Below are 18,126 nucleotides of genomic sequence, written 5' to 3'. Positions count from 1 at the left end.
TACCTTAATAGGCTTATTGATCGAATACGATGTTAAACAGTTTTAGAATTGAGGCCATAGTACAGAAACATATCTAGCAAAAATACGGCGATGTTCACACTATTTGAATAACAATAAGCTTAACAGTCGTTTATTTTCAAATTTAATTAAAGCGTTTAATATTTGATATTAATATCTAAAAATCAGATAGATAAATATCTAACAGAAAAACTAATCCGATTCTGGCGCAAGCAGAGCAATCTCATCAAACTCAACTTTTCCTGTCTCAATATCGTACATTGCCCCCACCAAACCAATCTCGCCGCTATCAAGCATCGATTTCAGCAAAGGGCTTTGGGCTCGGATTTGCGCAACGGTCAGCTGTACGTTTTTATCGGCGACCTTTTGCACCAATGTGTCTTTGTCAGCTAATGTTCCAGCTGATTCTTCAGCATGAACCGCTTCTACAGCCGGTTTGATTTTTGCCAACAAACCAGTCAAATGATCCAAATGCACATCGGCACAAGCGCCTTTAATCGCCCCGCAATGCGAATGCCCCAGCACCACAATCAGTTTTGATCCCGCGACCTTACAGGCAAATTCCATGCTGCCCAGCATGTCATCATTGACGATGTTGCCTGCCACACGCGCGCTAAAGACATCTCCCAAACCTTGGTCAAAAATCAATTCCACCGAAGTGCGCGAATCCATACAGCTTAAGATAATGGCAATCGGGTATTGGCCTTGTTGGGTGTCGTTGATCTGTTCAAGCAGATTGCGGTTGTATTCCAAATTGTTGACGAAGCGTTGGTTGCCTTCTTTTAATATTGCCAATATCTCGGCTGGTGTTAACGCTTGTTGGGCGTTGTAGGTGGGCGGGCGGACGTTGTCGATAGGTGCCAAGCTACCAAAACCGCGAAGGTTTTCAATGGTCAGCCCAATGCCTTTTATAGCGGCTTCATCACGAAAACCTTCAATAATTTCATAGACATCGTAATCGATGTATTTGCAACGGGTAGCATCAATAACCACTTCAGCACCGGGCGGCAAACGCTCCAAAATGCGTTTGATGCTGGCCTTGTTTAAAAAGGTGACCTGTTCCGACAACCTTAAAATGGTTTTATTGCCCAGTTGCAATTCTTGGAAATAAAACGCGCTACGGTAATTTTCAAGCAAAATCGAGAACAATGCCGTGGTCAGGCCAATCACCAAACCCAGCAACATGTCGGTAAACACCAAGCCGATGATGGTCGCGCAAAACGGAATAAAGTGATACAGACCGGCTTTATACATGGCATACAAAGCCTGAGGATTGGCAAGCTTATAGCCCACCACCAACAAAATCGCTGCCAATGTTGCCAACGGAATTTTATTAAGCCAATCGGGAATAAAAGCCACCGCAAACAATAACAAGCCACCGTGTACCAAAGCAGATAACCGCGTACGCGCACCCGATTGGATATTGAAGGAACTGCGGACAATCACTTGCGTCAACGGTAATCCACCCAGCAAACCACAACAGACATTGCCCAAGCCTTGTGCAAGCAATTCACGGTCGGTAGGTGTTATACGTCTGTAAGGGTCAAGCTTGTCAACCGCCTCCACCGAAAGCAGTGTTTCCAAACTAGCCACCAGCGCCAAGGTTAAGGCCGCCACATAAACGGCAGGATTGGAGAATGCGTTGAAATCAGGAAAATGCAGGTGATTGGCAAAATCACCCAACCCGGCCATGACCGGCAAAGCGACTAAATGGCTGCTTTGTAAAGCCAGTGCAGGATAATAAGCTTGCAACAGCGCATTAATTACCACGCCAACCATCACCGCCAACAGTACGCCTTGGTAATTGCGGAAAAGGCGTTGTTGTTTAATGATGGGCAGTTCCCATAAGATCAATATCGCCAACGAAACCGCAGCAATGACTATAGCGGTAGGCGACGAGTAAGCCAGCATGTGCAGCAATTCGCTGAAAGACGAATAGTGGTCAGCCTGAAAGAAAGCGATATCGCCTTCGTAATCGGCATCGTAGCCAATAGCGTGGGGAATTTGCTTGAGCAAAATAATAATGCCAATACCCGACAACATGCCGTTAATGACCGAAGAGGGGAAGTAATAAGCCACCACGCCCGCTTTCAGCAGACCAAAGACCACTTGCAGCAAACCTGCCAACACCACCGCCAGCAAGAAAGATTCGAACCCCAATTCTTGGATTGACGCCAAAACGATGACCGTCAACCCCGCTGCCGTTCCGCTGATGCCTAAGGCCGATCCGCTCAACAAAGCCACCAACAAGCCACCAACAATACCTGTGACCAAACCGGAAATCAGCGGCGCACCTGATGCTAAAGCTATGCCCAGTGACAAAGGAATGGCAACCAAAAATACCGCTATTCCGGCAGGAATATCGGATTTTAAATCGGCAAGCAGCGTGCTATGGCCTGATGGATGTGAAGATTTTATTGCTGATTTCATGTTTTTTTACTGTTCTATTTTTTGCAGATAGGGGGTCTTTTTAGATCACTTTTTTTGAATCGCATCGATATTGCCGTTAAGTTAAGCCCTTCGACAAGCTCAGGGCGAACGGCAATCAATTGACTCCGTTCGCCGAGCTTGTCGAGGCTTTATTCAGCGATTCCCAAACGCTGGAAAACGCACAAGCCTTTACTCAACGATCACCAACGCCTCATGCTTTTGCATTTTCTCTTTACCGTACAAATCCAGCACTTCTACGTGGATATTGTCATCGGGTGCCGTCGCCAAAAAGTCTTCGATAGTTTCCAAAATATCATGGTCGATAAATTGGGCGCGGCGGGCATCAATTGTCATAGTGCTGTCCGGTTTGACCCTCAAAATGAATTTCCGCAATAACGCCTTATTTAAAAAAGACACGTCTTTGTTGAACACCAAGGAATAATGCTTACCTTTCTCAACCAAAGTAATGGCAGCATGGAAATTGTTGCGGATGACGAAAAACAAACCGACCACCATACCGATTGCCATTCCGATGAGCAAGTCGGTAGCAATAATGGCGGCTACGGTAATCACAAACGGCAGCAATTGGCTTAAGCCTTTTTTGTAATAGTCCTTAAATAAGGAAGGCTTAGCCAATTTGTAGCCGGTGTGCAACAAAATGGCGGACAAACATGCCAGAGGGATGTAATTTAAATAACGGGCGAATAACATCACACTCAGTAACAACAGTAATCCGTGGACAAAACACGAAAAACGGGTTTTGCCGCCGGCGTTAATATTGGCGGAACTGCGGACAATGACCGCAGTTATCGGCAAACCGCCCAGCAAACCGCTGACAATATTGCCGACACCTTGGGCTTTCAGCTCGCGGTTGGTGGGTGCCAAACGTTTGAGCGGATCAAGTTTATCGGTCGCCTCAAGACTCAACAAAGTTTCCAAACTGGCGATAATGGCTAAAGTCGCCGCCACCACATAAACTTGTGGATGACTTAAATAGCTGAAATCCGGCAACATAAAATTGCCGAAAAATTCACCGGCATTGCCAGAAACCGGCAAATGCACCCGATGTTCGTCCTTAACAGCCCACTCGGGCGCAAAAGTGGTTGCCAGCAAATTGTAGGCAACACCCCACGACACCGCTACCAACGGCCCTGGCACTAATTTAAGAGCCGCTTGTTTTTTGATAAACGGGCTTTCCCAACAAATCAAAATCAGCAAACCAACCGAGCTAATCACCAACGCCCCGCTTGATAAGGCGTTAAACGCTTGGAAGAGCTCAAAAAAACTGGATTCGGCAGTCTCACGCATATAACTTTCGTCGCCTTCAAAGCTGGTATCGAAACCGGTGGCATGGGGAATTTGTTTGATGATTAAAATCAGGCCAATCGCCGCCAACATGCCTTTAATGACCGCCGCCGGAAAGAACGCGCCAATAATACCGGCGCGCAAATAGCCTAACGCCAATTGCATCACGCCTGCCAGCACGCAAGCCGTTAAAAAGCCTTGGAAACTGCCCAAGGTTTCAATCGCATTAAAGACAATCACCGTTAAGCCCGCTGCCGGTCCTGAAACGCTCAATTGCGAACCGCTTAGCCAACAGACCAGCAAACCGCCGACCAGCCCCGCTATCAATCCGGCAAACAAGGGTGCACCCGATGCCAAGGCAATCCCCAAACACAAGGGCAAAGCCACCAGGAAAACCACAATCCCTGACGGGATGTCATCTTTCATATGTCCTAAATAATACTGAATATGCTTGTGGATCATGGAGTGTTCCCTCTGAAATACAATTTAAACGATAGCGTTGCATGGGCTGGCACAGCATCGTGCTAGTCTATAGCCAATCACTATAGTTGCCTAAGCTTTCAACAACCTTTCACTTGAATGAAGATCCTTATTATTGAAGACGACGCGGTACTTGCCGACGGCCTGACCCACACCCTAAACAGCAGCGGCTACACCACCCGCATAGCCAACACCGGCCGTTACGCCGAGCAACTGCTGGCCAGCGAAGATTTTGACTTGGTGGTATTGGACTTAGGCTTGCCCGACATCGACGGGCTGGAACTGCTGCGCAAACTGCGCCGTAAAAAGCTGCCTTTGCCGATTATGATATTAACCGCCAGGGATGGCTTAAATGACCGTATCATCGGCATTGAACAAGGCGCGGATGACTACATGGGCAAGCCTTTTGAACTGCGCGAATTGGAAGCCAGGCTACACGCCCTGATCCGCCGCTGCTACGGCGGATTTAGCACCGACATCCGCATTGGCGCGCTAACCTTGGACACCCAACAGCACCGCGTGCTTAGCCAGGGGCAAACATTGAGCTTGCCCGCCCGCGAATACGGGGTTTTGGAAGTGTTGCTGATGCAAGCCGGCAAAGTGGTCACCAAGGATCGCCTGTCACAACGACTGTCCAGCGAAGGTGAAAGCCTGACCGACAATGCCATTGAAATCCACATCCACCGCCTACGAAAACGCATCGAACCCTATGGCATCGCCATCCGCACCTTGCGAGGCCTGGGCTATCTGCTGGAAGAAACCCATGGACAACCTGCCAACCCACAACCGTAAAAGCCTGCAAACCGGCATCCTGATCCGTCTGGTCATCCCGCTGATTGGCTTCGTGCTGATCGACGCCGTGCTCTCCTACTTTGTCACCCTGCATTACGTTGACAAAGCCTATGACCGCTGGCTGCTGGACTCTGCCGACTCCTTAACCCAAGAAATCAAAGTGCAAAACGGCAAAGTCATTGCCGAACTGCCACCTGCCGCACTGGAAATTTTTAAATGGGATGAAGACGACAAAACCTATTTCAAAATCATCTCCACCGAAAGGGATGTCATCGCCGGTGACAAACAAGTCCCCGAACCTTTCGCCAGCGATACCGACTGGTCGCATCCGGTGTTTTTTTATGACCAGCTTTATGGCGAACCGGTACGCGTTGTCTCGACACTGATTAAACTGCCCAACAGCACGGAAACCGTTTTTATCCACGTTGCCGAAACCACCAACAAACGCCGCGCCATGATGACCGATATTTTGCTGGCGGACCTGCTCCCGCAAATTGGCTTGGTGCTGGTTGTCAGCTTGTTTTTGTTATCTGGCTTAAAACACGGCCTAAAGCCACTGCACCATTTGGCAGAAAAAATTGCCGGACGCCGTTCGCGCGACCTGACCCCCATCCCCGACCAGCAAGTCTTTATGGAAGTACGCACTCTGACCGACACCATCAACGAATTGCTCATCCACCACCAACAGGCCATCGACACCCAACAACGCTTCATCAGCAATGCCGCGCACCAACTGCGCACACCGCTGGCGGGCCTGAAACTTCAAGCCGAACGCGCCCTGCGCGAACAAGACCTTAACGCACTGCAACCTGCCCTGCAACAAATCCAAAATTGCGCCGACCGCCTTTCGCACCTGACCACGCAACTACTGGTCTTGGCAAAATCCGAACCCCTGCACGGCAGCCACACACTAGAACCGGTTGATCTGTGCGAAATTGCCAAAAACACCTGCATCGACTGGGTACCCAAAGCCTTGCAACGCAATATCGACATCAGCCTGGAAGGAACGGATGCGCCGCTTATCATCAACGGCGATGCCATCTTGCTGGGCGAACTGATCGGCAATTTGCTCGACAACGCCATTGCCTACGGCAACGAAGGCGGCAACATCCGCGTCCAACTTAACCGTTACCTCAACCCCAGCTTAAGCATAGAAGACGACGGCCCCGGCATACCGGAAGCGGAAATGGAAAAAATCTGCGAACGCTTTTACCGCATTGCCGGCAGCGGCGGTGATGGCTGCGGCCTGGGCTTAGCCATCGTTAAAGAAATCAGCGAACTGCATGGCGCAAGCTTGCACATCAGCCGCGCCAACGCCCATGGTGGCACGCGCATCAATTTACGTTTTGCCGATTAACCTTGACCACACGGGCAAATTACCCGTGTTATCAGGGCAAATATCGGCTTACGCGAACGCGGCAAAACCCTAAACTGGCCTCGTCCCGCCCACACGGCGGCGGAAAATCCCCAATAAAACGAGGCACTGTAATGACTATCCCACTCTTTGACGACCCCCGTATCCGCTGGCAAACCCTCAACGGTTTTGAGCATTTTTCCTATTTCATCCTCAATATTGACGACGGCAATCACATCATTGATGTGCTGTTCAAATTTGCCGCGCAACAGCAAATTGTCCTGCATCGCCATAAAGCCCTGAACCACACGTTTGTTATCGATGGCGAACACCGTTTGTACAAAACCGATGGCACGCTGAAAGAATGCCGTGCCGCAGGCACATACACCTGCAGCCCCGCCAGTGACGAACCACACCGCGAAGGCGGCGGCGAAACCGATGCCATTGTGTTTTTTAGCATCCGCAGCCCAGCGGGTGTGCTGTACGAAATTCTCGACGACGACTTGAACACGATTGCCGCCCTCAGCACCGACGACTTCGCCAACCTGTACCAACTGCAAAACCACCCCAACGGAGCAAAGCCATGAGCCGCACTTTGTTACTGGCAACAGGCGTGCTGATCGGGTTGCTGTGCAGCAATCTCGCCTACGCCAACCCACGCATCGCCGTTTTGGCTTTTGAATTGAACGACATCACCTCGCTACCCAACACGCCGCAAGAACAACAACGCACCGCTTCCATCCAACCGTTGCTGGAAGCGGCGATAAAACAAACGCAAACGGCTTATGAATTGGTCGCCATCGACCCGAAAAGCCAAGCCGCTGCCAACCCCAGCTTAGGGTATTTGTTCCATTTCCATGATCTGGCGGCAAAACTAGGCCAAGACGTGAACGCCGATTGGGTCATCGTCGGGCAACACAGCAAACCCAGCTTTTTGTTTTCATATTTATTGGTACATGTCATCAATGTCAAAACCCAGCAATTGGTGGGCAGTATCGATATAGAACTAAAAGGCAACCACGAATCCGTTACCCAGCATGGGGTTAGGAATTTAGCTAGGAAAATTGGCGGGATTATTGGGGGGAACAGCGATAAACGTGAATAGAGAACTATTTTACTAATCAATCCTGCTTTAAAAGTAACCTTTCGATACAAACCGATCAGCCATCATTTACTTCTAAGTATTAGGGGTGTACTTAAACAGGAACTACCAAGCAAGAAAGAGAGATGGCATTTAAATTGGAATCTTTTCAGAAAGGGATTGAATAACGTGATCCAGTGTCGGAATAACGGAACCAAAATCGCCGCTTTTAATGTCTTCCCTTACTTGGCTTATTAATTCAATTGTGTAAGGCAGCAAATAGTTTGTGTTTGATCCCCAAAGCCACTGATCAGCATCTTGAGCCAAACAAACTTTGCCGTGTTCGGTTTTCATCATTGAAAGCAATGCAACAAGCAGCTCAATAAATTCCTCTTCATGGGGAAAAAATTCAGTAAGGTCAATGACCCATTGTTCGCTGTGCTGTTGGGCAGTTTCATATAACGAAGGCCAACGTTTTTGTTTGTTTATCTGCCGAAGAAGCTGTTCCACTGTACCTTTAGGAACATAAAGAATGGCCTCTTCAGGGCAGTTTAAAACACCCCAATCTTCTCCTAGGTTATCAATAAAAATGCTATCCAATTGAGCGACCGGATCGGCGTTAATATATTGCATAACGGAATAAAGTCTGAGCTTACCTTCGCGCCAGCAGATTTATTTCTCCAAATAAGTATAAGCATTCAACCCCGCTACCAATTCCTGCTCATATTCCTGGCGTTGCCCGTCGCTCAAGTCGCTGTGCGCCAATTTTTCCCTGAACGCGGTTTTCAATTCTTCGCTGCTGATGTGCACGTAGTCTAATAATTCCGAGACATCTTCACCTTCTTGCAGGTCGTAGAAATGGTAGCCGTTGTTGTCGATTTTGATGTTGATGGAATGGGTGTCGCCGAACAGGTTGTGCATGTCGCCTAAGATTTCTTGGTAAGCGCCGACCATAAAAAAGCCGATCAAATAATGGTCGGTTTTACTGATGCGATGCACGGGCAAGGTTTTTTCCAGATTTTGCCCGTCGATGTATTGGTCGATGCGTCCGTCGGAATCGCAGGTTAAGTCTTGGATGACGGCGCGGCGCGTGGGCTGTTCGTCGAGTCGATGAATCGGCATGATGGGGAAGATTTGGTCGATGCCCCAAATGTCGGGCAAGGATTGGAACAGCGAGAAATTACAGAAAATCTTGTCCGCCAGTTTTTCGTCCAATTCGTGCAGAATCTCCGCTTCGCTTTGGATGTTCGGATTAAGCTGGTTTTGGATTTGTTGGCAGATGATGGCGTAGTCGTTTTCCGCTTGCGCCAATTCGTTGATGCCGAGTTTGTCGCGGGCAAATTTGGCACGCGCTTCAGATAAAGAAAAATATGCGTCGTGGTAGTCTTCGACCAAATTGTGGCTATCGGGCAGCGGCTGGGCGGCGGCTTCGCTGCTGTACACGGATTCAATGTCGGTGACGTTGGTGATGAGTACGGCGTGGTGAGCGGTTAAGGCTCGTCCGGATTCGGTGATGATGTCCGGTTGCGGCACCTGCTTTTCCGCGCAAATGTCGGCAAAACTGCGGACAATGTTGTGCGCGTATTCGTCAAGGCTGTAGTTGATGGACGATTCGCGGCGCGAGCGGCTACCGTCGTAATCCACGCCCAAACCGCCACCGGCATCGACCACTTCGATTTTCGCGCCCAAGCGGTGCAGTTCTACATAGAATTGTCCGGCTTCTTTCAGAGCAATTTTGATGTCGTGAATGTTGGCAATTTGCGAACCCATATGGAAATGCATCAGCTTTAGGCAATCGAGCATATCTGCTGCTTTCAGGCGTTCGATGAGTTGCAGCACTTCGTAAGCATGCAGGCCAAATTTGGATTTTTCGCCGCCGCTGTTTTGCCATTTGCCGGCGCTGATGCTCGACAGGCGCACACGCAAACCCAAGCTGGGTTTGATGTTTAAACGCGCGGCTTCTTCAATAATCAGTTCCAGTTCCAACGGCTTTTCGATGACCAAATACAGCTTCAAGCCCATTTTCAGGCCAATCAGCGCCAAGCGGATATAGGCGCGGTCTTTGTAGCCATTGCAGACCACCACGCCTTGTTTGGACAAGGCCATAATCGCCAGCAACTCAGGTTTGCTACCAGCCTCCAAACCAATATTGTCCGCCGCCAAAATGCCTTCCACCACTTGCCGTTGCTGGTTGACTTTAATGGGGTAAACGGGCGTGTAGCGGCCTTGGTAGCCAATGTTGGTGCAGGCTTTTTGAAAGGCTTTGTCCAGACGGTTGACGCGGTCTTTTAAAATATCGGTAAAACGCACCAGTACCGGCAGCGATAATTGCTTATCTTTCAAAGACTCGGCTATTTCAAACAAATCTAAAGTCGCCGCTTGGTCGTGGCTAGGTTTGACGCAAACATGACCGTTTTCATTAATGGAAAAATAACCGTCGCCCCAATTTTCAATGGCGTAAAGTTGCGCGGATTGTTCAATTGTCCAGTTGTGTTCAGCCGTTAAATTCATGTTTCACTCGGTATTTGTGCCAAAAAGATGGCGAATTCTAATATAATGGGTGCTTACTCATCCGTTTATTTTTCAGGAATCCACCTAATGAATCCATCCCAATGGTTCACCGAGCAATTGCCCGGTGCTGAAACTGCTTTCTCTTTAAAAATTAAACAAAAGCTGCACGAAGAACAATCGCCCTTCCAATTTTTGGAAATCTACGAAACGGAAGGCTTCGGCAATTTGATGGTGATTGACGGTTGCACCATGGTGTCCACCCGCGACAATTTCTTCTACCACGAAATGATGAGCCACCCTGCCCTGTTCACCCATCCTGCCCCCAAACGGGTGTGGATCATTGGTGGCGGCGATTGCGGCACCTTAAAAGAAGTCTTGAAACACCCAACCGTTGAACACGCCGTACAAATCGACATTGACGAGCGCGTCACCCGTTTGGCGGAAATTTACTTCCCTGAATTGTGCGAATCCAATAACGACCCGCGCGCCGACCTGAAATTCATCGACGGCATCAAATGGGTGAAAGACGCGGCGCCCAATTCCGTGGATATTATCATTATTGACAGCACCGACCCAGTTGGCCCAGCTGAAGGCCTGTTTGGTGAAGCTTTTTACCGCGATTGCTTTAACTGCTTGTCAGAAAACGGTATGCTGGTACAACAAAGCGAATCAGCCCTGTTGCACATGAAACTGATCGGCGAAATGCGCGCGGCGATGGGCAAATCCGGCCTAAGCCACCAGCAAACTTTGTTTTTCCCGCAGTGCATTTACCCATCGGGCTGGTGGAGCGCAACCATCGCTGCCAAAAATCCGCTGCCTGCGTTTAGGGAAAGCGATTGTGCCAGCAAAACCTTCGACACGGTTTACTACAATACCGACATCCACAAAGCGGCATTGGCGCAACCGGAATTTTTCAAAAAGGCGTTTTCACTGTAAATGCAAGATTTAACCACGTTTAGGCTTATTGAACGCATCAGTAACCTGTTGCGTTCGGAAGAGCGCAAAAAATACGCTGCCATTGGCTTGCAGCCTGTGCATATCCAAGTATTGGAATATCTGGCGACCTGCAACCAATTCAGCGACACACCGGCGGCGGTTGCCGAATATTTGGGCCTGACCAAAGGCACAGTATCGCAATCGCTACAGGTGCTGGAGCGCAAAGGTTATCTGGTCAAAAGCCAAGATGCCGATGATGGCCGCGTGGTTCATTTGTGCTTATCAGCAGAAGGCAACAGCTTATTGGACGAACTGAAGCCTTCTGATATTTTTGCAATGGCGGAGCAAGCCCTTGCCGCCCAGCAATTCACCAAGATTGATGAAGCGTTGGGCTTTATCCTCAGCGAATTGCAAAAAGCCAACAACGCCAAAAGTTTTGGTGTTTGCCATAGCTGCATCAATTTTCTGATCCAAGACAACCATTATTTGTGCAACCTGACGCAACTGCCATTAAGCCACAACGACGCACAAAAGATTTGCCGCGAACACGCCTTGCCACCAGCCCCTGTTATGGCTGCCGAATAGCACCGTACGCTATTCGTTTTCTAACCTAACCCAACCCAGAGATCGCCACCATGTTTGACCCTAAAGCCATTGATGATATTGCCAACCGTTTAGCCGGTGCCATTCCGCCAGGCCTTAACCACTTTAAAGACGACATGGAAAAAAACTTCCATGCCATCCTGCAAAGCGCGTTGGCTAAGTTGGACCTGGTCACCCGTGAAGAATTCGAAGTACAAAAATTGGTGCTGGCTAAAACCCGCAGCAAATTGGAAGATTTGGAAAAACGCGTCGCGCTGATGGAGCAACAGGCCGCTGCGCCACAACCTGAAACCTTCAACGACCCACAAGTCGAACTGTAAGCGTTCCGCTTAAGCGCCATGTCCTTAGCCGTACTCTACAGCCGAGGCCGTTCCGGCATCGCCGCGCCGTTGGTCACCGTGGAAGTCCACGTGGCTAACGGTTTGCCGGCGCTATCCATCGTTGGTTTGCCCGAAGCCGCTGTCAAAGAAAGCAAAGACCGCGTCCGTGGTGCCATTCTCAATTCCCACTTCGAATTTCCAGCACAACGCATCACTGTCAATCTTGCCCCTGCCGATTTGCCCAAAGAAGGCGGGCGTTTCGATTTAGCCATCGCCTTAGGCATCCTTGCCGCATCAGGACAGATCGCCTGCAACCAGCTTGACCACTACGAATGTGTTGGCGAATTATCGCTGAGCGGCGAACTGCGCCCCATCATCGGCGTGTTGCCCATTGCCCTGCAAGCCCGCGACCACGGCAGGAAACTGATCTTGCCCAAACAAAATCTCGCCGAAGCGGCGTTGGTCAAGCGCATCGAAATTATCCCCGCCAGCCACTTGCTGGAAGTCTGCGCACATTTGGGCGGGCAACAAATCATCCAAACCGCCTTCGAATGCCCAGATTCACCTAAATCAGCAAACGAGTTGGACTTTGCCGATGTCCATGGGCAATACCACGTCAAACGAGCCTGTGAAATTGCCGCAGCGGGCGCGCATAATTTGCTGATGCTAGGCCCACCAGGCACCGGCAAATCCATGATTGCCTCACGTATGCCCAGCATTTTACCGGCATTGACCGAACAACAAGCGCAGGAAACAGCAGCAATCGCCTCGATCAGCGACCAAGGTTTGGATGTTGCCAATTGGTTGCAACCCCCTTATCGCGCCCCGCACCATACCGCGTCTGCGGCAGCATTGGTGGGCGGTGGCGGCAACCCGCGCCCGGGCGAAATATCATTGGCACACAACGGCACCTTATTTTTAGATGAATTACCGGAGTTTGACCGCAAAGTCTTGGAAGTTCTGCGCGAGCCACTGGAAACAGGCCATATCACCATCTCCCGCGCCGCCCGCCAAACCGACTTTCCCGCCCGTTTCCAACTGATCGCCGCCATGAACCCTTGCCCCTGCGGTTACCTAGGCGACGCCTCAGGCCGTTGCCATTGCACCTCCGAGCAAGTCATGCGCTACCGGGCGCGTATCTCCGGGCCGTTGTTGGATCGGATCGACATGCATTTGGAAGTGCCGCGCGTCAGCCATGAAATTTTACGCAAAGGCTCACCCAACGGCGAAGAAAGCAGCGCGCACATCCGCCAACGCGTAATTGCCGCCCGCAACATTGCCATGGCACGCGCAGGCAAAGCCAACGCCGCCCTTTCAGCAAAAGAAGTGAAACAGTTTTGCGGTTTATCCGAGCCAGGTCACCAATTACTGGAACAAGCGATGGATAAATTTGGATTATCTAACCGCGCCTACCACCGCATTTTAAAATTGGCGCGCACCATTGCCGATTTGGCAGGCTCAGACGGAATAGCGCTTAACCATTTAAGCGAAGCGATTGGCTACCGCAAACTCGATCGGCAAAGCTAATTTTTATCCCCATCAAACCTCCGCCCACATCCTCAACAAATTATGGTAACAGCCCGTCAAACTGACGGCGGGCGCGGTATCGCCTTGACTGCTGCGCAATTCCAAAATCGCCATATCCATGTCAAACAACAAACGGCGGCGTTCGGTTTCGCGCACCAGACTTTCCAACCAAAAAAACGCCGCTATCCTCGCACCTTTAGTGACGGCTTCGACGCGATGCAAGCTGGAACTTGGATATAACAGCATATCGCCCGCCGCCAATTTCACCGCGTGTTGCCCGTAAGTGTCTTCAATGACCAACTCGCCGCCTTCATAACTGTCCGGATCGCTTAGAAATACCGTGGCGGATAAATCAGTACGGATGCGTTGCCCTGTCACTGGGCAAGCGCGGATGGCATTGTCGATATGGTTGCCGAAAGTGTTGTGCGCACCTTCGTAGCGGTTGAACAAAGGCGGGAAGATGCGTTTGGGCAAGGCGGCGGACAAAAACAAGGCATTTTGGTTTAAGGCTTGGGCGATGATCGGGCGCAAGGCTTGGCATTCGCGGCTTTGTTCCGGCAATTGCCAATTGTTTTTCACTTGCGCCGATTGCGTTCCGGCGGTGACGCGCCCGTCCACCCATTCGGCATGGGCGAGCAAATCCTGGCATTGTTGCAAAGCTTGCGGGCTGAGCAGTTCGGGAATCTGGATCAGCATGGTTAATCACCTATCGCTTGCCAAGTGAAAAACAAAGCCAAGCTTAAGCAGGTCAGCACCAATCCGACTGCGGCGATGCGCCTGCCGTGCAAGCCCGTCCACAGCAAAGTGCCGGTCAAACTCAGCACCACCAAACTACCCGCCAGCGTATCTGCCAACAACACCCAGCCGATGCCCATGCCCGAACCTTTATGCAGATTGGTCAGCAGCGCGAAAAAATTGCCCTCGCCTTTCTTGACGGTGACAAACGCATTGCCTTGCCAGTATTCGGCCTGCACCATGCGCTTAGGGTTGCGGATGGTAATTTGCCATTGCGGCGGCTGTTGGAAATTGGCGTTATTCCAAACGACGGTTTTGGCGGGTTCGCGGCGGATTTTTGCGTTTTCGACATCAATGTTTAAAGTTTGCCCTAACCACGTCGCCAAGGCTTTAGGATCGCTGGGATGCGGTTCTGGTAGCGGCAATTGCAGTTCATGCTGTTCTATTTTGGCAGCGGGGATTTTCAGGATGTCGCGATGATTCAGCAAAATGCCGGACACACCAAACAACAAACCCAGCACCGCACCCCACAAACCCAACCAAGCATGGGTTCGACGCAACCATTTTAAAAATGTGCCACGGGCGAGGGATTTAGGCAGGAAAAGATAACCGCCTTGGGTTTTCGGCGGGCGGGTTGTGGTGGGAGAGGTATTGCTCATACAGGACACTTGATAAATGTTATTTAGAGAAGGGAAGGATTATCGTTCCGAAGCTAGAACTTCATTGCCATTAAGAATTTAAGAACTAACGTTACGTAGTAACGTGTTTTTGCTCCCCGTTTGCCGCGTCGAGCACCGCAGTATTTGTCGGGAATAGCCCGAAGCACCCAAGGGCATAAAGGGTGCGGCAAGGATGCCGCACGGAGGCAGATTACCCACAGGGCATAAAGGGCAGGAAGCCCATTCTGCCTCCCCCCGATAAATGCGGGGAGCGCAAGACATAAGCGGTAACCGGGCCGCCTTTTCTTTGGATACTTTCTTTTGGCGGCGCAAAAGAAAGTAGCTCGCCGTCGAGTGCGAGAACCCGATTAACTATCCGTCGTGAAGCGACACCTTATTTTTTAGTTCCAATCCGCAGAAAATGTCTGCGTAACATCAGTTAATACTTCACATTCACCGTCACTTGCGCCGACAACGGCACACCCGGCAACGCCGAGCGGGTTTGCCCCGATTCGTAATAAACCGTATCCGCCAAATTGAACACATTCATCTGCACATCGTAATGTTTTTGGTGATAAGCGACGACAGCATCCAATCGCGCGTATGCGGGCAAAGTGACTTCGTTGACGCTATCAGCATAACGGTCGGACGCGTAAAACACGCCGCCGCCGACTTCCCATTCGGGTGTGATGTGGTAGCTGTTCCAAACCACGCCGCTGTGTTCCGGTACGTTAGTCGCGTTCATGCCTTGGAAGGATTTGGTCAAACCGCTGACCGTGCCCACTGCCGTGCTGGTCGATTTTGTGATCTGAGCATCCAAATACGCATAAGTCATCGACATATCCCAACGTGGCAACACTTCGCCCGCCAAGCCGAACTCAAAACCATCAGTGCGCTGTTCGCCCGCCAAAATGCTCAGTGCCGAATCGTTGGGATCGGTGGTACGGGCATTGGTTTTCTCCAAGCGGAACAAGGCCGCTGTTGCCGCCAAACGACCGCCGAACAAATCGTATTTCGCGCCAATTTCGAAATTTTGGTTTTGTTCGGGCGGCAAATTGGCGTTGGCGGCGGAAATGGACAAACTTTCCGCAGTCGGGTTAAACGACGTGCCATAGCTGAAATAATACGATTGCGCCTTATCCGGCTGCCAGACCAAACCACTCCGCGGACTCCATTGGCTATCGCTGCGGCTGAAACTGTCAGTGCCGATGCGGTCGAATTGCTGGGCGTCGAATTGGTCGTAGCGCGTTCCCGCCAATAATTTCCATTCCGGAGTAATTTCAAACTGATCCAAGACATAGCCGGCGTAGGTTTGCGCCTTGGTATAACGGTCGGTTGCCAACGTGCCGCTGAAATCGGTCGCCAAGCCGCTGCTGCTGGATGTCAGCACAGGGTTAAAAATCGAAATGCTGCTCACGCCCGTGGAGTTTTTGGATTTGAAATCGTAATTTTCCCAACCAAATTCGCTGCCGAACATAAAGGTGTTATTGAAACCCAACAAGGGCTTTTTAAATACAAAATCGGTTTGGTTATAAACCGTTTCCTGTTCATTGCGGCGCAAGGCTTGGTTACGCGCTACCGTCGATGTCGCGCCGGTATCGGTCACCGTACCGAACAAATGTGTCAGGTAATTGCGTTCATACGACCCGACCCGCACGGTGTTTTTGACCGAAAAATCGTCATTAAAACGATGGTTTAACGCCACCGTAGCGACATTGGTATCGGTCTCCATCAAACGGTTATCGGTAAAACCGTAATACGTGTTGGTCGGCACATCGGCAGGTTTACCACGGAATATCGGCACACCGTAGTCGAACACGCCCTGCTCTTCCTGATGCAGCAAACTTAAATCGACACTGGTGTCGTCATCGACTTTCAGCCGGAACGACGGCGCAAAGCCTAGCCGTTCGGTGTTGTTGTAATCGCGGAACGATCCGCTATCTTGAAACAGGAAATTCAAGCGTGCCGACAAGTTTTGGTAGGCTGATTCGGCATCAATCGTCGTGCGTTTAAAATCATAAGAACCGTAGGTGAAACTGCCGGTCACGCCGGTTTTGCCCGTGGGTTTTTTGGCAACTTGGTTAATCACCCCGCCCGTCGCGCCGCGTCCGAACAAAATCGACGACGCGCCTTTCAGCACTTCGGCCTTGTCGATGAAAAAAGTGTCACGGTTGTATTGCCCGTTTTCTTTCACGCCATCGAGATAATTGTCCGTATTCGCAGCAAACCCGCGCAAAGTGATGGAATCGCCCGTGCGTCCGCCTTCACCAGCGGCAATCGTCAAACCGCTGACGTTTTTTAAGGCATCGCGCAAATTAAACGCATTTTGCGATTGGATCAGCTCTTTGGTCACCACACTGACCGACTGCGGAATATCGCGGATCGCCATTTCGGTTTTGCCACCTGTTGTCGAGGTTTCGGCCTTAAAACGCTTAGGCTTTGGCGTTTGTGCGGCCTTTACTTTGACATCTTCCAAAACGGTTTCGCTATCGGCATGAAGGCTTGGAGCAGGCTCGCCCGCCATAACCACACCACTTAAAACCGCCCCCAGCGGCATCAACGCCCCGAACCGCCATTTGGCTTTTTGCTTGCTTGTATTGTTCATGATTTCCCCTCAGGTTTTACGTAGTACAAAATGGCTGCCTGGCGGGGAAATGCTGGGTGGCTATGGTTTTTATAATTTTAGCGGTTGTCGACAAGCGACACCCCAGTAAATGATAATGATTCTCATTTTAATAAAATAACCAGCGCTGTCAAGCCTTAAGTTTTTGCTTAGGAATGGACTCGAAACAAGTTGAACAACAGAAATTTCATCGGAAGGAAAAACTTTACTTTGCAAATAAGAATCATTATCATTTATAAAAAATAACCAACACTTTTTACTGCCGTGAAAAACATCCTGCCCTTTTTTCGCCCCCGTTTAACCGTCAAGCTGGCAATTGCACCGGAGGTATTGGCTGTGTTGGTCGCAAAAGGCCAACTCCATGCCACCGATTTCCGCTGCCTAGACTTAGATTCAAAGCAAATCGTTTGGAAGATGTTCCTGACGCAGGCAAAAGCCAAATTATTTTCAGAAACCCATCCACCACAACCTTCATAAAGCGGCGTAAACCTCATTTTTGATAAGAGTAGTGCCATGAGCAAAAAACCCTGTACTCATCCGCCACCGAATACAGCAAAGCCTTAATCTGCAGAGACTGCGGCATTGTGCATTGGCATTTTATGAACATGTCGATGCGTTTCGATGTTGCCGATTTTTTAGGCATGGCTGATACATTGGCGGAAGCCGCGCAAAATATTCGGGCGGGAAACAACAAAAAAGCGCAAAGCCCGGTTTTGACTTTGGTGAATCCCTCAACGCGTCTTAATTAATAA

At 50.2% G+C, this 18,126-nt stretch carries 17 protein-coding genes; 9 read left to right on the top strand and 8 right to left on the bottom strand.

Going from position 1 to position 18,126, the window contains the following annotated elements:
* Positions 1-210: 210 nt before the first annotated feature.
* Positions 211-2,448: a bifunctional SulP family inorganic anion transporter/carbonic anhydrase gene (locus ACYQ1O_RS07215; RefSeq protein WP_459990987.1), complete on the bottom strand. Its 2,238-nt coding sequence runs from the start codon at positions 2,446-2,448 to the stop codon at positions 211-213.
* A 189-nt stretch (positions 2,449-2,637) separates the two neighbouring features.
* On the bottom strand, positions 2,638-4,215 hold the full coding sequence (locus ACYQ1O_RS07210; RefSeq protein WP_459990986.1) for a SulP family inorganic anion transporter: 1,578 nt from the start codon (positions 4,213-4,215) through the stop codon (positions 2,638-2,640).
* Positions 4,216-4,332: 117 nt separating this feature from the next.
* On the opposite strand from ACYQ1O_RS07210, the gene ACYQ1O_RS07205 reads away from it, so the two are divergent.
* The 4 genes from ACYQ1O_RS07205 to ACYQ1O_RS07190 all read left to right on the top strand — a co-directional run bounded on the left by ACYQ1O_RS07205 (position 4,333) and on the right by ACYQ1O_RS07190 (position 7,484).
* Positions 4,333-5,025, top strand: a complete 693-nt coding sequence (locus tag ACYQ1O_RS07205) for a response regulator (protein ID WP_459990985.1) — start codon at positions 4,333-4,335, stop codon at positions 5,023-5,025.
* The gene (locus ACYQ1O_RS07200; protein WP_459990984.1) at positions 4,997-6,382 is read left to right on the top strand and encodes a sensor histidine kinase; all 1,386 of its coding nucleotides are present in this window, start codon (positions 4,997-4,999) and stop codon (positions 6,380-6,382) included. Before ACYQ1O_RS07205 ends, ACYQ1O_RS07200 begins: the two co-directional genes overlap by 29 nt.
* Before the next feature lie 131 nt (positions 6,383-6,513).
* Positions 6,514-6,966: a regulator gene (locus ACYQ1O_RS07195; protein ID WP_459990983.1), complete on the top strand. Its 453-nt coding sequence runs from the start codon at positions 6,514-6,516 to the stop codon at positions 6,964-6,966.
* Positions 6,963-7,484, top strand: a complete 522-nt coding sequence (locus ACYQ1O_RS07190) for a DUF2380 domain-containing protein (protein WP_459990982.1) — start codon at positions 6,963-6,965, stop codon at positions 7,482-7,484. Before ACYQ1O_RS07195 ends, ACYQ1O_RS07190 begins: the two co-directional genes overlap by 4 nt.
* Positions 7,485-7,613: 129 nt before the next feature.
* On the opposite strand, the gene ACYQ1O_RS07185 is transcribed toward ACYQ1O_RS07190, so the two are convergent.
* Positions 7,614-8,093: a hypothetical protein gene (locus ACYQ1O_RS07185; protein WP_459990981.1), complete on the bottom strand. Its 480-nt coding sequence runs from the start codon at positions 8,091-8,093 to the stop codon at positions 7,614-7,616.
* A gap of 39 nt (positions 8,094-8,132) precedes the next feature.
* Positions 8,133-9,971: a biosynthetic arginine decarboxylase gene (speA, locus tag ACYQ1O_RS07180; RefSeq protein ID WP_459990980.1), complete on the bottom strand. Its 1,839-nt coding sequence runs from the start codon at positions 9,969-9,971 to the stop codon at positions 8,133-8,135.
* An 87-nt stretch (positions 9,972-10,058) separates the two neighbouring features.
* Between speA and speE the strand changes: the two genes are divergently transcribed.
* The 4 genes from speE to ACYQ1O_RS07160 are packed head-to-tail and all read left to right on the top strand — an operon-like array spanning position 10,059 to position 13,357.
* Entirely contained in the window at positions 10,059-10,907 is an 849-nt protein-coding gene (speE, locus tag ACYQ1O_RS07175) for a polyamine aminopropyltransferase (RefSeq protein WP_459990979.1), read from the top strand.
* Positions 10,908-11,492, top strand: coding sequence for a MarR family winged helix-turn-helix transcriptional regulator (locus ACYQ1O_RS07170; RefSeq protein WP_459990978.1), 585 nt, complete (start codon positions 10,908-10,910; stop codon positions 11,490-11,492). It begins immediately after the preceding gene.
* 50 nt (positions 11,493-11,542) lie between these two features.
* A complete protein-coding gene (gene ubiK / locus ACYQ1O_RS07165; RefSeq protein ID WP_459990977.1) occupies positions 11,543-11,830 on the top strand; it encodes a ubiquinone biosynthesis accessory factor UbiK in 288 nt (95 codons plus the stop codon).
* An 18-nt stretch (positions 11,831-11,848) separates the two neighbouring features.
* Positions 11,849-13,357 carry a YifB family Mg chelatase-like AAA ATPase gene (locus ACYQ1O_RS07160; RefSeq protein ID WP_459990976.1) on the top strand — a complete coding sequence of 503 codons (1,509 nt, stop codon included), beginning with the start codon at positions 11,849-11,851 and terminating at the stop codon, positions 13,355-13,357.
* A 12-nt stretch (positions 13,358-13,369) separates the two neighbouring features.
* Here the strand turns inward: ACYQ1O_RS07160 and ACYQ1O_RS07155 are convergent, their stop codons facing one another.
* The 4 genes from ACYQ1O_RS07155 to ACYQ1O_RS07140 form a co-directional block, all read right to left on the bottom strand.
* A complete protein-coding gene (locus ACYQ1O_RS07155; protein ID WP_459990975.1) occupies positions 13,370-14,053 on the bottom strand; it encodes a Fe2+-dependent dioxygenase in 684 nt (227 codons plus the stop codon).
* A gap of 2 nt (positions 14,054-14,055) precedes the next feature.
* On the bottom strand, positions 14,056-14,751 hold the full coding sequence (locus ACYQ1O_RS07150) for a PepSY-associated TM helix domain-containing protein (protein WP_459990974.1): 696 nt from the start codon (positions 14,749-14,751) through the stop codon (positions 14,056-14,058).
* A gap of 439 nt (positions 14,752-15,190) precedes the next feature.
* Positions 15,191-17,356 (bottom strand): TonB-dependent receptor, encoded by a 2,166-nt coding sequence (locus tag ACYQ1O_RS07145; protein WP_459990973.1) that lies wholly within the window; start codon positions 17,354-17,356, stop codon positions 15,191-15,193.
* A 251-nt stretch (positions 17,357-17,607) separates the two neighbouring features.
* On the bottom strand, positions 17,608-17,889 hold the full coding sequence (locus ACYQ1O_RS07140) for a hypothetical protein (protein ID WP_459990972.1): 282 nt from the start codon (positions 17,887-17,889) through the stop codon (positions 17,608-17,610).
* A gap of 84 nt (positions 17,890-17,973) precedes the next feature.
* Here ACYQ1O_RS07140 and ACYQ1O_RS07135 point away from each other — a divergent pair, with 84 nt between their 5' ends.
* The gene (locus ACYQ1O_RS07135; protein ID WP_459990971.1) at positions 17,974-18,123 is read left to right on the top strand and encodes a hypothetical protein; all 150 of its coding nucleotides are present in this window, start codon (positions 17,974-17,976) and stop codon (positions 18,121-18,123) included.
* Positions 18,124-18,126 lie beyond the last annotated feature (3 nt).

The organism is Methylosoma difficile, assembly GCF_054657615.1.
Note: the sequence above shows the minus strand (reverse complement) of the source record. Positions and strands in the feature narration are given on the sequence as shown.